The 14,075-nt window shown below is 54.7% G+C and carries 15 protein-coding genes and 1 tRNA gene; all 16 read left to right on the forward strand.

Translation table 11 applies throughout. The features are described 5' to 3' along the window. Positions 1–57: 57 nt before the first annotated feature. The 16 genes from DBY68_RS18870 (at position 58) to ccmI (ending at position 13,996) form a co-directional block, all read left to right on the forward strand. A tRNA-Ser gene (locus tag DBY68_RS18870) sits at positions 58–145 on the forward strand. A gap of 271 nt (positions 146–416) precedes the next feature. Beyond that, entirely contained in the window at positions 417–1,394 is a 978-nt protein-coding gene (locus DBY68_RS18875) for a DUF1852 domain-containing protein (protein WP_108474535.1), read from the forward strand. Positions 1,395–1,421: 27 nt separating this feature from the next. Beyond that, positions 1,422–2,453, forward strand: coding sequence for a methionine synthase (locus DBY68_RS18880; protein WP_108474534.1), 1,032 nt, complete (start codon positions 1,422–1,424; stop codon positions 2,451–2,453). 553 nt (positions 2,454–3,006) lie between these two features. Then, positions 3,007–3,420, forward strand: a complete 414-nt coding sequence (locus DBY68_RS18885) for a DoxX family protein (protein WP_108474533.1) — start codon at positions 3,007–3,009, stop codon at positions 3,418–3,420. Between the two features lie 183 nt (positions 3,421–3,603). Beyond that, complete coding sequence (locus DBY68_RS18890) at positions 3,604–4,341, forward strand: gluconate 2-dehydrogenase subunit 3 family protein (RefSeq protein WP_108474532.1); 738 nt, start codon at positions 3,604–3,606, stop codon at positions 4,339–4,341. 2 nt (positions 4,342–4,343) lie between these two features. Next, entirely contained in the window at positions 4,344–6,128 is a 1,785-nt protein-coding gene (locus DBY68_RS18895; RefSeq protein WP_108474531.1) for a GMC family oxidoreductase, read from the forward strand. An 11-nt stretch (positions 6,129–6,139) separates the two neighbouring features. Further along, on the forward strand, positions 6,140–7,468 hold the full coding sequence (locus tag DBY68_RS18900; protein ID WP_108474530.1) for a cytochrome c: 1,329 nt from the start codon (positions 6,140–6,142) through the stop codon (positions 7,466–7,468). A gap of 41 nt (positions 7,469–7,509) precedes the next feature. After that, the gene (gene ccmA, locus DBY68_RS18905; protein ID WP_108474529.1) at positions 7,510–8,133 is read left to right on the forward strand and encodes a cytochrome c biogenesis heme-transporting ATPase CcmA; all 624 of its coding nucleotides are present in this window, start codon (positions 7,510–7,512) and stop codon (positions 8,131–8,133) included. After that, positions 8,130–8,786 (forward strand): heme exporter protein CcmB, encoded by a 657-nt coding sequence (ccmB, locus tag DBY68_RS18910; RefSeq protein ID WP_108474528.1) that lies wholly within the window; start codon positions 8,130–8,132, stop codon positions 8,784–8,786. The genes ccmA and ccmB overlap by 4 nt, the downstream gene beginning before the upstream one ends. Positions 8,787–8,817: 31 nt before the next feature. Continuing rightward, entirely contained in the window at positions 8,818–9,555 is a 738-nt protein-coding gene (locus tag DBY68_RS18915; RefSeq protein WP_108474527.1) for a heme ABC transporter permease, read from the forward strand. Next, positions 9,552–9,785, forward strand: coding sequence for a heme exporter protein CcmD (ccmD, locus tag DBY68_RS18920; protein WP_108474526.1), 234 nt, complete (start codon positions 9,552–9,554; stop codon positions 9,783–9,785). Before DBY68_RS18915 ends, ccmD begins: the two co-directional genes overlap by 4 nt. Next, the gene (gene ccmE, locus DBY68_RS18925; RefSeq protein WP_108474525.1) at positions 9,769–10,236 is read left to right on the forward strand and encodes a cytochrome c maturation protein CcmE; all 468 of its coding nucleotides are present in this window, start codon (positions 9,769–9,771) and stop codon (positions 10,234–10,236) included. Before ccmD ends, ccmE begins: the two co-directional genes overlap by 17 nt. After that, the gene (locus tag DBY68_RS18930; protein WP_108474524.1) at positions 10,233–12,194 is read left to right on the forward strand and encodes a heme lyase CcmF/NrfE family subunit; all 1,962 of its coding nucleotides are present in this window, start codon (positions 10,233–10,235) and stop codon (positions 12,192–12,194) included. The genes ccmE and DBY68_RS18930 overlap by 4 nt, the downstream gene beginning before the upstream one ends. After that, complete coding sequence (locus tag DBY68_RS18935; protein WP_108474523.1) at positions 12,184–12,741, forward strand: DsbE family thiol:disulfide interchange protein; 558 nt, start codon at positions 12,184–12,186, stop codon at positions 12,739–12,741. Before DBY68_RS18930 ends, DBY68_RS18935 begins: the two co-directional genes overlap by 11 nt. Then, entirely contained in the window at positions 12,738–13,196 is a 459-nt protein-coding gene (locus DBY68_RS18940) for a cytochrome c-type biogenesis protein (RefSeq protein WP_108474522.1), read from the forward strand. Before DBY68_RS18935 ends, DBY68_RS18940 begins: the two co-directional genes overlap by 4 nt. Next, a complete protein-coding gene (gene ccmI / locus DBY68_RS18945) occupies positions 13,193–13,996 on the forward strand; it encodes a c-type cytochrome biogenesis protein CcmI (protein ID WP_108474521.1) in 804 nt (267 codons plus the stop codon). The genes DBY68_RS18940 and ccmI overlap by 4 nt, the downstream gene beginning before the upstream one ends. Positions 13,997–14,075 lie beyond the last annotated feature (79 nt).

Here is a 14,075-nt window from a genome sequence, read left to right on the forward strand (position 1 = left end):
AAACGAACAAAATGGGGCTTTACAGGTCGGGGCGGGATGTTTATAGTGCGCCTCATTGGAAGCGTGGCCGAGCGGTTGAAGGCACCGGTCTTGAAAACCGGCGACCCGAAAGGGTTCTAGAGTTCGAATCTCTACGCTTCCGCCAAATACGAAACCCCAGACAAGAAATTGTCTGGGGTTTTTGCTTTTCCGCATCCTTTCAGTGTCATCACACCCTCCGCATGACCCAATCGCCAACATGAACATCGCTCATGTTGCAGTGAAATTAACTCGCTTTCTCTTCCCCTGCGGCTCTGTCATTAATATCACCATAACTTACTGACAACATGAATAGTGCGGCGTCAACAAGCCAGTTACATCTGACTTGTTGACGCTAATGCGCGGTTTCATGTCTGAACCCAGGGTGCCAGAAAACGATGAATAACGAATTTACTTTTACCATCAAGCGCAGTCGATTTGATGAGAATTATAACCCTTCAGAAAACACGCGTATTACCACTAACTTTGCGAATCTGGCGCGTGGGGAAAATCGTCAGCAGAATTTACGCAACACCTTAAAGATGATCGATAACCGATTTAACTCGCTGGCCTATTGGGATAACCCGAAAGGCGATCGCTATTCAGTCGAGCTGGAGATTATCTCCGTAGACATGAGCATCAAAGGCCAGAACGACGTCTTCCCGGTGATCGAAATATTACAAACCACGATTCTCGACAAGAAAGTGGGAGAGCGTATCGACGGTATTGTGGGAAATAATTTCTCATCCTACGTGCGTGATTATGACTTCAGCGTATTGCTGTTAGAACATAATAAAAATACGACCCAATTCAGTATTCCGGGGAATTTTGGTGAGCTGCACGGGAATATCTTCAGGCATTTCATCCACTCCCGTGTCTATAGCGATAACTTCAAAAAATCGCCGGTTATCTGTCTGAGCGTGTCGAGCAAAGACACCTATCAACAAACCGGAAATCAACATCCTGTGCTTGGTCACGAGTACCAGCAGGAAGGCACCTCGTTAACGGAGAAATACTTCAATAAGATGGGGTTACAGGTACGCTATTTTATGCCGAAAGGCAGCGTGGCACCGCTCGCCTTTTATTTCACCGGCGATTTACTGAGCGATTATACCGACCTTGAATTGATCGGCACGATTAGCACAATGGAGACATTCCAGAAGATCTATCGCCCGGAAATTTATAACGCGAATTCACCTGCCGGGCTGCACTATCAACCGGATCTCAATCATGACGATCACTCGTTAACGAAAATTGTCTATGACCGCGAAGAACGCAGCCAGTTGGCGATTGAACAAGGGAAGTTCACCGAGCAACACTTTATTAAACCGTACCAGCATATTCTTGAGCAATGGTCCGCTCACTACGCGCTTTGATTAATTGAAAAGATAAGGTCACCTGTTATGAAAACATTGCTCCCAACCTCGACTGCTGGCAGTTTACCGAAACCGTTATGGCTTGCTCAACCCGAGACGCTCTGGTCGCCGTGGAAATTGCAAAACGAAGAATTAATTGCGGGCAAACAAGATGCCCTACGTTTATCACTGGACGATCAGTTACGCGCGGGCATTGATATTGTCAGTGATGGTGAGCAAACGCGTCAGCATTTTGTGACCACGTTTATTGAGCACCTCAGCGGCGTGGATTTTGAAAAACGTGAAGTCGTTAAAATTCGTAATCGCTATGACGCCAGTGTTCCCACCGTTGTCGGCGCCGTTGAACGTCAAAAACCGGTGTTTGTCGACGATGCCCGCTATCTGCGCCAGCTTACGAAACAACCCATTAAATGGGCGCTGCCTGGGCCGATGACCATGATCGACACGCTGTATGACGCGCATTATAAAAGTCGTGAAAAACTGGCATGGGAATTTGCCAAAATCCTCAATCAGGAAGCCAAAGAGTTAGAAGCGGCGGGCGTCGATATTATCCAGTTTGATGAACCGGCCTTTAACGTGTTTTTTGATGAAGTGAATGACTGGGGCATCGCCGCGCTGGAAAGAGCCGTTGAAGGGCTGAAATGCGAAACGGCGGTGCATATCTGCTATGGATACGGCATCAAAGCTAACACCGACTGGAAAAAGACGCTGGGCTCCGAATGGCGGCAATATGAAGAGGCGTTTCCGAAACTGCAACAATCGACAATCGATATCATCTCGCTGGAGTGCCACAACTCGCGCGTCCCGATGGATCTGCTGGCGTTGATTCGCGGTAAAAAAGTGATGGTCGGGGCCATTGATGTGGCAACCTCTGCCATTGAGACGGCGGAAGAGGTTGCTGATACCCTGCGCAAAGCGCTTCAGTTTGTCGATGCAGATAAGCTTTACCCTTCGACTAACTGTGGGATGGCGCCTTTGGCCCGTCAGGTGGCGGCAGGAAAACTCAATGCGTTGAGCGCTGGTGCGGAAATTATTCGCCGAGAGTTGCTGGCGAAATAGTGTTATCGCATTTCGTATCAAAAAGTATTGAGATCGTACTGAATTAATCGCCCCGCTATTTGGGGGGCGTGGCTTTATCAACATGAGTGCCAGGATTACAGGCTTAGCACTCATTTCAATTATCTGCAATTTGCAAATGGTAATGGATGTATTGTTATTAATAGCCAATACCTTTACTATTTCTGTATCTGTTTTCCCCCGATGTTCCTCGTTTTACCCGTATAGCGCGATAATGATAAATCGATGAAACTTTTTAGCGATGTTATTAATTGCACACAAATACACCATTCAGGCTGAGTAATTTCTAAATAGCACTTTTTGCATGTTGAAACGTTAAGGCAATCCGGGGTTCGTCAACTAAACTGAGACACTGAGTATCCTGATTTGATGTTGTAAGGTAATTCTGAAGGAATAGAATGCGCATGTAAAAAGTAGTGTTATCTCATCGCGATGGCGCTTTTTACGGGAATGGCCTTCAGACGTATCTGAAGCGCCTTCACTCAATGTCATAAAAGAGTGTTTTGTAATTTATTGTTTTATCTAGGGAAATATCATGCAGTACTTATCGCTGGACAAATATAAAAATGGTTTTTTACTGGTAGCCCGTATTTTACTGGTAATCCTGTTTGTGTTATTTGGCTGGCAGAAAATGATGGGGTTTGAGGGTACCGTGGGCTATATGGCGTCGGTTGGCGCACCGTTGCCGCAACTTTCCGCGATTATTGCCGTTATTGTTGAGCTGGTGTTTGGCTTGCTGATTGTTGCCGGTTATTTCACCCGCCCACTGGCACTGCTTCTGGCCGTCTACACCGTGGCAACGGCTATAATCGGCCATCCTTACTGGAGCATGACCGGAATGGACCAGTACATGGCAATGACCAATTTCTTTAAAAACGTCAGTATCTGCGGCGGATTCTTACTGCTGGCTTTCACCGGCCCTGGCAGCTATTCACTCGATCGCAAATAATCTATAGCATTAATGGTCTATCATTGATGCCATAATTATGCCTTCAGGCCCATTAAGAGGCCGAAAGGTTAATGACTCATATTGCCATTCGAGCGATTTTGTTGGAATGGTAATATTTCTTTTATTGGCTAGGTATTTTCTTATTCGGTAGCGTGTGAAAATTAATTGAAGGGATGTGTGACAATGTCGAGCGAGAAAACAAACAGTTCGAGACGTGACTTTCTGGTCAAGTCGATGACGTTAATTCCTGCGGTAGTGGTGGGCGGCAGCAGTGTGGGCGCCCTGGGGATGGTTGAAAACGCCGTCGCCGCAGAAAGTAAGCCTCACTCAACGCCCGACCAGGGTGAGTGGACGCCGCAATTTTTTAACAGTGATGAGTGGACGTTTGTCAAAGCCGCCGTCGCGCGGCTTATTCCTGCGGATGAACGCGGCCCAGGCGCGCTGGAAGCGGGCGTCCCTGAGTTCATCGATCGCCAGATGAATACGCCGTATGCCACTGGCTCGATCTGGTACATGCAGGGCCCATTTAACCCGGATGTACCGAAAGAGATGGGTTATCAACTTCCGCTGGTGCCAAAGCAAATCTATAACCTGGGCATTGTCGAAGCCAACGACTGGTGCCGCCAGCAGTATGGCAAACCGTTTGCCGAGCTGGACGGTGCAAAGCAGGACGCCGCCCTGAGCCAGTTTGAATCAGGTGCCGCCAGCTTTAAACAGCTTCCCGCCTCTCTGTTCTTCTCCTACTTACTCCAGAACACCCGCGAAGGATTCTTCAGCGATCCGATTCATGGCGGTAACAAAGGCATGGTGGGCTGGACGTTGATCAATTTTCCCGGCGCGCGCGCCGACTTTATGGACTGGGTTGAACGGGGCGAGCGTTACCCCTTCCCGCCGGTATCAATTAATGGGGAGAGGGCATAACGATGGCAACAGTAATGAAAAAAACCGACGCGGTGATCGTCGGATTCGGTTGGGTTGGCGCAATTATGGCCAAAGAACTGACCGAGGCCGGGCTGAACGTGGTGGCGCTGGAGCGCGGCCCGATGCGCGACACCTGGCCGGATGGCGCATATCCTCAAGTTATTGATGAACTGACCTACAATATTCGTCGCAAGCTGTTCCAGGATCTCTCCAAAAGCACCGTCACGATTCGCCATAACACCAGCCAGACCGCGGTTCCCTATCGTCAGCTTGCCGCATTCCTGCCGGGTACGGGTGTCGGCGGCGCCGGGCTACACTGGTCAGGTGTGCATTTCCGTGTTGATCCGGTCGAACTGCGTATGCGCAGCCACTACGAAGAACGTTACGGGAAAAACTTCATTCCGCAGGACATGATCATTCAGGACTTCGGGGTGACCTACGACGAGCTTGAGCCGTTCTTCGACAAAGCGGAAAAAGTATTTGGTACCTCCGGTACCGCCTGGTCAGTGAAAGGAAAAGTGGTCGGCAAAGATCGCGGCGGTAACCCGTTTGCGCCGGATCGTTCAGACGATTTCCCGCTGCCTGCGCAGAAAAATACCTGGTCTGCGCAACTGTTTGAAAAAGCGGCGCGCGAAGTGGGCTATCACCCTTATAACCTGCCGTCGGCGAATACCTCCGATTCCTATACCAACACCTACGGCGCGCAGATGGGGCCGTGTAACTTCTGCGGATTCTGTAGCGGTTATGCCTGTTACATGTACTCCAAAGCCTCGCCAAACGTGAATATTCTGCCTGCGCTGCGGATGGAAAAACGCTTTGAACTGCGTACCAACTCGAACGTACTTAAAGTCAATCTGACCGATGATAAAACCCGTGCGACGGGGGTGACCTATGTCGATGCGCAGGGGCGTGAAGTGGAGCAGCCAGCCGATCTGGTGATCGTCGGCGCGTTCCAGTTCCACAACGTCCACCTGATGCTGCTGTCGGGTATCGGTAAGCCTTACAACCCTGAAACCGGGGAAGGCGTGGTAGGGCGTAACTTTGCCTACCAGAACATGACAACAATTAAAGCTATCTTTGATAAAGATACCTTCACTAACCCGTTCATCGGGGCAGGCGGTAACGGCGTGGGCATCGATGATTTCAACGCTGATAACTTTGATCACGGTAGTGCTGGTTTTGTTGGCGGCTCGCCGTTCTGGGTAAACCAGGCTGGTACTAAACCGATCTCCGGCCTGCCTGTGCCTCCGGGAACCCCGGCATGGGGAAGCAAGTGGAAAGCGGCGGTCGCCGATACCTATACGCATCATCTGTCGATGGATGCCCACGGCGCACACCAGTCCTATCGTCAGAACTATCTTGACCTCGATCCTCACTACAAAAACATCTACGGCCAGCCGCTGCTGCGTATGACGTTCGACTGGCAGGAAAACGACATCAAGATGGCGCAGTTTATGTACGACAAGATGGCACCGATCGCTAAAGCGATGAACCCGAAATATATGCTCGGCAGCCCGAAAAACGCCAACAGTCATTTCGATACCACCACCTATCAGACCACCCACATGAACGGTGGGGCGGTGATGGGCGAAGATCCAAAAACCAGTGCGGTGAACCGCTATCTGCAAAGCTGGGATGTGCACAATGTGTTCGTTATTGGCGCTTCGGCCTTCCCGCAGGGGCTGGGATATAACCCAACAGGGACGGTTGCCGCGCTGGCGTATTGGTCTGCAAAAGCGATCCGTGAACAGTATCTGAAAAACCCAGGCCCACTGGTACAGGCATAAGGAAGGCAACGATGAAAATTCAACTGTTATCGGCGCTGGTGCTGGGCGCGCTGAGCTTCGCAAGCTTCGCGCAGGATGCGACAACCGACAGCAATCTCATTCGTCAGGGGGAATACCTGGCGCGGGCGGGCGACTGTGTGGCTTGCCATACCAACGGTAAGGACGGCAAACCGTTCGCCGGTGGCCTGCCGATGGAAACACCGATCGGCACCATTTACTCGACCAACATTACGCCGGACAAAAAGAACGGCATCGGCGATTACACCTTCGAAGAGTTTGACGATGCGGTGCGTAAAGGGGTACGCAAAGATGGATCAACGTTGTACCCGGCGATGCCATTCCCGTCGTTTGCTCGCGTGAGTGAAGCGGATATGCGCGCGATGTACGCCTACTTTATGCATGGCGTGGAACCGCAGGCCGAGCCGAACCGCGACTCCGATATTCCGTGGCCGCTCTCAATGCGCTGGCCGCTCTCTATCTGGCGTTTGATGTTTGCGCCAACGCCAAAAGACTTTGTCATCAATCCCAACGCCGATCCGGTGCTGGAACGCGGCCGTTATCTGGTGGAAGGGCTGGGGCACTGTGGCGCATGCCATACGCCGCGTAGCCTGACCATGCAGGAAAAAGCCCTGAGCGAGAAAGATGGCGATAACTATCTTTCCGGCAGCAACAGCCCGATCGATGGTTGGGTGGCGTCGAGCCTGCGCGGTGAAAACCGTGACGGTCTTGGCACCTGGAGCGAAGCGGAGCTGGCGGAATTCCTGAAAACCGGGCGTAACGACAAATCCGTGGTCTTCGGCGGTATGAGCGATGTGGTTGAGCACAGCCTGCAATATCTCTCTGACGAGGACATTACGGCGATTTCCCGCTACCTCAAATCCCTGCCGCCGCGCGACGGTAAGCAGACGCCTGCGCCGGTTGAAGACAGCGTGGCGAAAGATTTGTGGAAAGGGAATGACAGCAAGCCTGGCGCGTCGCTATATGTGGATAACTGCGCAGCCTGTCACCGTACCGATGGCGTAGGCTATAAACGTGCATTCCCGTCGCTGAAAGGTAACCCGGTGGTGCAGACGGAAGATGCCACCTCGCTGATTCACATCATCCTCACCGGTAGCACAACGCCGGCGGTGAAAGGGGCGGTGTCGAACCTGACCATGCCATCATTCGGCTGGCGTCTGGACGATCAACAGGTAGCGGACGTAACCAACTTCATCCGCACCAGTTGGGGCAACAACGCGCCTGCGGTCAGTGCATCGGATGTGGCGAAGGTGCGCAAATCGCTTTCTCATGACGAAAAAGCGATGGGCAACGCCGATATCTCCAAACTACCAACGCCGTAACGGACAAACGGGGAGCCTCGCTCCCCGTTAAAGGGTTTTTCATGCTGCACGCAAATCAACTGACCTGCGTCTACGAAGAACGGGTGCTATTTGAGTCGCTATCTTTTACGGTAGAACCGGGAGAAGTGGTGCAGATAGCGGGCGAGAACGGTTCTGGTAAAACCTCTCTGCTGCGCCTGTTAACCGGTCTCACTCAGCCCGAAAGTGGCTATGTATGCTGGCAAGGCGAGCGGCTTTCTCGCGTGCGCGACACGTTCCATCAACAGATGTTGTGGATTGGGCACAAACCGGGCGTCAAAGCCTCGCTGACTGCCGACGAGAATCTGCGCCTCTTTTATCCGCGATCGACGCTTGAAGCGCGGGAAGCGGCGCTGTTGGCGATTGGCCTTGCGGGATTCGAAGATTTACCGCTGTATCAGCTATCGGCAGGACAGCAACGGCGCAGCGCACTGGCGCGACTGTGGTTAAGCGATGCCGCGTTATGGATCCTCGATGAACCGCTGGCGGCCCTTGATGTCGCCGCGATTGAAACATTGACCCATCGGCTGGAAAAACATGTGCAGAGGGGAGGCAGCGTCATACTGACCACTCATCAGCCGCTGCGTTCGCTGGACTGCCCCTTACGCGTCTTAAGGTTATCCGGCGGGGAGGCGTACGCCTCATGATCCGGACGATTTTTCTCTGCGAGCTGCGCCTGGCCTGGCGGCGAGGCGCGGACATCCTAAACCCGCTGTGGTTTTTCCTGATTGTCATCACGCTGTTTCCCTTTAGCGTTGGGCCGGAAAACGCCCTGCTGGCGCAAATCGCGCCAGGCGTTATTTGGGTCGCGGCATTGTTGGCCGCTCTGCTGGTGATGGATCGCTTATTTCGCGATGACCTGCTCGACGGTTCGCTGGAGCAGCAATTACTGCTGCCGACGCCGCTCCCGGGCGTGGTGATGGCGAAAGTGCTGGCGCACTGGATGATGACCGGGCTGCCGCTGCTGCTGGTTTCCCCCCTGGCGGCGCTGCTGCTGGGAATGAATGCACACAGCGCAGGCGTGCTGTTTCTGACGCTACTGCTGGGCACGCCAACCCTGAGTTTTATTGGTTCGGTCGGCGCGGCGCTCACGGTGGGGTTGAAACGCGGTGGCGTTCTGCTCAGTTTACTGGTGCTGCCGCTCTCGGTTCCGATGCTGATTTTTGCTTCCGCCGCCTGCGAAGCGGCCGCTGCGGGTCTACCCGTCGACGGTTATCTCGCGGTGCTCGGCGCGTTTCTGGCGGGGAGCGCGACGCTATGTCCGTTCGCCACCGCTGCCGCATTGCGGCTTTCCGTTTAACGGGCCTGTTTTCACCAGGAAGGGCAATTTTATGTGGAAATTATTACATCAACTGGCGATACCGGAGCGGTTATACACCCTCTGTGGCCGCTGGCTTCCATGGCTGGCGATGCTCAGCGCACTGTTGTTGATTGTCGGGCTGGGGTGGGGATTCATCTACGCGCCAGCTGATTATCAACAGGGTGAAAGCTACCGCATTATGTACGTGCACGTACCGGCTGCAATATGGTCAATGGGGATTTACGCCATGATGGCGGGCGCGGCGTTTGTCGGCCTGGTCTGGCAGATGAAAATGGCTGACTTAACCCTTATGGCGTTGGCTCCGGTTGGCGCAGGCTATACGCTTATCGCCCTGGTGACGGGCGCGGCCTGGGGCAAACCGATGTGGGGCACCTGGTGGATCTGGGATGCGCGCCTGACATCTGAACTGGTGCTGCTGTTTCTCTATGCAGGGATAATCGCATTGTGGAACGCCTTTGATGACCGACGCCTTGCCGGACGTGCCGCGGGGATCCTCGCGCTGGTTGGCGTCGTTAATTTGCCGATCATTCATTATTCGGTTTTATGGTGGAACACCCTGCATCAGGGTTCCACCAATATGCAGCAGACCATTGACGTCAGCATGCGTATGCCGCTGCGGTTGTGCATTTTCGGTTTCCTCTGCCTGTTTATCACCTTAACGCTGTTGCGTTTGCGCAACCTGATCCTCTGGCAGGAGCGCCGCCGTCCGTGGGTGGCGACGCTCGCAAACAAAGGAGGCGCGCAATGACGCCTGCTTTCTCATCATTCGCCGATTTTCTGGCGATGGGCGGCTACGCCTTTTATGTTTGGCTTTCGGTGGCAACGACGCTGGTTGTGCTGCTGGGGCTGGTAGGTTATTCGCTCTGGCAACATCACGCATTATTACAGGCTGTAAGGCGTCAGCAGCGTCGCGAGCAGCGGCTTCGTCATGCGCGCGAACACATGAACAAGGAGCAGGCTGATGCAGGCACGCCGTAAAACTCGCCTTTATCTGGTACTGGCCGTGCTGGCAGGGCTCGGGCTGGCGGTGACCCTGGTGCTGTATGCCCTGAGCACTAACATCGACCTGTTCTATACGCCAGGGGAAATCCTCAACGGCAAAAATGAAACGCAGGAAAAGCCGCATATCGGTCAGCGCCTGCGCGTGGGGGGCTATGTTGAAGCGGGCAGCATCAAACGTGATGATAAAACGCTGGATGTCACCTTCCGCCTGTACGACGCGCGTGGCGCGGTCTCAGTAAGCTATAAAGGCATTTTGCCGGACCTGTTCCGCGAAGGGCAGGGGGCGGTTGCGCAGGGGATCCTTGACGGCGAACGCCATATTACCGCCCAGCAGGTGTTAGCGAAGCACGATGAAAACTACACGCCGCCGGAAATCCACAGCGCGATGACTACCGCGCCAACCGTGCAAAAGGAAAACCACCCATGATGCCGGAACTGGGCAACTTTTTACTCTGTCTGGCGTTAGGGTTTTCGCTGCTTTTGGCGATTTACCCCCTGTGGGGCGCGTATCGCCAGAGCCGCTGGCTGATGGCGCTGGCACGGCCCTTAAGTTGGGCGCTGTTTTTCACGATTCTCGCCGCGTTCCTGGTGCTGGTGCATGCCTTCGTGGTCAACGATTTCACGGTGCGCTATGTAGCGGATAACTCTAACGTTGCGCTGCCCGTCTGGTATCGTGTCGCCGCCACCTGGGGCGCGCACGAAGGTTCGCTGCTGTTGTGGGTGCTGTTGATGAGCGGCTGGACTTTTGCCGTTGCGCTGGGCAGTCGCCGGATGCCGCTGGATGCCGTCGCGCGCGTGCTGGCGGTGATGGGCATGGTCAGTGCCGGTTTCCTGCTGTTTATTCTGTTCACCTCTAACCCGTTTACTCGCGGGCTGCCGGAATATCCCATCGATGGGCGCGATCTCAATCCGCTGTTGCAGGATATCGGCATGATCTTCCACCCGCCGCTGCTCTATATGGGCTACGTCGGTTTCTCGGTCGCGTTTGCTTTTGCGATAGCCTCGTTACTGGCCGGGCGTCTTGATACCGCCTGGGCGCGCTGGTCGCGCCCGTGGACGCAGGCGGCGTGGGTCTTCTTAACGATGGGTATCGTGCTCGGCTCGGCATGGGCCTATTACGAGCTGGGCTGGGGCGGCTGGTGGTTCTGGGATCCGGTCGAAAACGCCTCGTTTATGCCGTGGCTGGTGGGAACCGCACTCATGCACTCCCTGGCCGTGACTGAAAAACGCGGCAGTTTCCGTGCCTGGACGGTACTGCTCGCGATCAGCGCTTTCTCGCTGTGTTTGTTAGGCACGTTCCTGGTACGCTCCGGCGTGCTGGTGTCGGTGCACGCTTTCGCCTCCGATCCGGCGCGGGGTATGTTTATTCTGGCGCTGCTGGTGCTGGTTATCGGCGGCTCGCTGCTGCTGTATGCCCTGAAAGGCGGCAGCGTGCGGGCGCGAGTGGAACACACAGTATGGTCGCGGGAATCTTTCCTGCTGGGCAACAACATCTTGCTGATTGCCGCCATGCTGGTGGTGCTGCTGGGTACACTTCTGCCGCTGGTGCATAAAGAGCTGGGACTGGGGAGTATCTCCATCGGTGAGCCGTTCTTTAATTCCCTGTTTACCGTGCTGATGGCACCGTTTGCACTGCTGCTGGGTATCGGCCCGCTGGTGCGCTGGCGTCGCGATGATGCGAAGAAACAGATTAAGCGGCTGGTCATTTCGCTGCTGCTGACGCTGGTGTTGTCCATTGTTCTGCCGTGGTGGCTCCAGGATCGCATCGCCGCAATGACGGTTATCGGTCTGATGATGGCGCTGTGGGTCTTTATCTTCGTACTGATTGAACTGCATGAACGTGCCACCCATCGTCACGGTTTCTGGCGTGGGTTGACGAAACTTTCTCGCAGCCAGTGGGGCATGGTGCTGGGGCATATTGGCGTGGCGGTGACTGTCACCGGTATCGCCTTTAGTCAAAGCTACAGCGTCGAGCGCGATGTGCGCATGAAGGCGGGCGACAGCATTGATATCCACGCGTATCACTTTGTATTTAAAGGCGTACGTGACATTGTCGGGCCGAACTGGTTTGGTGGGGAAGGTATCATCGAGGTAACGCGTCATGGTCGCGCAGAAGCCACACTGTATGCGGAAAAACGGTTTTACAGCGCCAGCCGAATGATGATGACCGAAGCGGCCATTGATGGCGGCCTGACGCGCGACCTGTACGCGGCGCTGGGTGAAGAGCTAGATGACGGCAGCTGGGCGGTGCGTCTCTATTACAAACCGTTTGTTCGCTGGATCTGGTATGGCGGCGTACTGATGGCGCTGGGGGGACTCTGCTGCATGCTCGACCCGCGCTACCGGATGCGGAAATCTCGTCAGGAGGTCAGTCATGACGCGTAAGGCACTTTTTATCCCACTGGTGCTGTTTCTGGCGCTGGCGGTTGCACTACTGTGGCAACTGATGCGTAACGCGGGCGGGGATGATCCGACGTCGCTTGAATCGGCGCTTATTGGCAAACCGGTTCCCGCCTTTCGTCTTGAATCGCTGAATAATCCCGGCGAGGAATACGATCGTTCGGTACTGGTTAGCGGTAAACCGCTGCTGCTCAATGTGTGGGCAACCTGGTGTCCAACCTGCCGCGCCGAGCATCAGTTCCTCAATCAGCTCTCTGCGCAGGGCGTAAGAGTTGTGGGGATGAACTATAAAGACGATCGCCAGAAAGCGATCGACTGGTTGAATCGCCTTGGTAATCCTTACTCGCTAAGCCTGTTTGACGGCAACGGCATGCTGGGGCTGGATCTTGGCGTCTACGGTGCGCCAGAGACGTTTCTCATTGATGGTCAGGGCGTGATTCGCTGGCGTCATGCGGGCGCGCTGGACGACCGCGTCTGGCGGGAACAGCTGGCCCCACTCTGGCGGCAATACAGTAAAGAGGCGTCATCATGAGGCGCTGGATACTCGGTCTTGTCGCGCTGCTGCTGGCCTGTAACGCGCTGGCGGCCATCGACACCTGGCAGTTTAAAGATGACGCCCAGGAGCAGACGTTTCGCGAAATCACGTCGCAACTGCGCTGCCCAAAATGTCAGAACAACAGTGTCGCGGACTCCAACGCGATGATCGCCGCGGATATGCGGCTAAAAGTCTATGAACTGTTGCGCCAGGGGCAGAGCAAACAGCAGATTATTGATTACATGGTGGCGCGCTACGGTAATTTTGTCAGCTATGAACCGCCTCTCACGCCGGGAACAATTGCGCTATGGCTGATTCCGGCGCTGTTTATCGTAGCGGGCGCGACGGTTGTGGTGACTCGCGCCCGGCGGCGCATGACGCAAAGTGACGCGCTCAGCGACGAAGAGCGCGAACGTCTGACTGCCCTGTTAAACAAAGAGAAAGATCTATGACCTTGTTTTTAATCGTCGCCGCGCTGCTGCTGGTCGGCGCACTTGCGCTGCTTTACTTCCCGTGGTCTTCGCGCGACGACGTCAATCACGACGCGTTGAACCGCGCGTTTTATCACTCGCGCCTGCAGGAAATTGAGCAGGAAGCGCCTCAGGATCGTGATGCGATGGTGGTGGAACTGCAACGTACGCTATTGTCAGATATTCCTGAAACGGCCTCGCCGACCGCTCGCCCACAGAGTCGCTGGCTGCTGTTGCCCGGCGCGCTGGCGCTGGTGATTATCAGCGTCGGGGTATTTTTGAAAACCACCGATATCGGTAACGTGCTGACGCTACGTCTGGCACAAAATGAACTTCGTGGTCTTGTGCAACGCGCGTTAAACCCCGCAGAACGTCCATTGCGTACGGATGAAGTGGAACAACTGGGGCTCGGCCTGCGCAGCCACGTCCAGAGTGCGCCTGACGATCTCGATGCCTGGCGTTTACTGGGGCGGGTAGGCATGGTGCTGAATAACGGCGACATGGCGATAGGCGCATACGCCAGAGCGAGCCAGCTCGCGCCGGACAGCCCCGCCATCGCACTGGATTACGCCGGTGCCTTGCTGTGCACGGGAGATGAAAGCGCGAACCGACAAGGCGAAATGAAGCTACACGAATTACTGAAAAAATACCCCGAGAGCGTGCGCGCGGCGTCGATGAACAGCACTCAGCCGCCACTCAATCTGTTAAATAACAGAGGAATGCGCTGCGATGTGATGGTACACCGTTTCCTCGACATTCTGGCGCGGGGCGGTAAGCCGTAACAGACGTGCAACCTGACGCGCTGGCACTTACAATGATTAGCGTTGATGGCCTGATGTAGTGAGCATCCCGTACCGTTGG

The sequence above is a fragment of the Pseudocitrobacter sp. RIT415 genome (genome assembly GCF_003057695.2).
Lineage (GTDB): Bacteria > Pseudomonadota > Gammaproteobacteria > Enterobacterales > Enterobacteriaceae > Pseudocitrobacter > Pseudocitrobacter faecalis.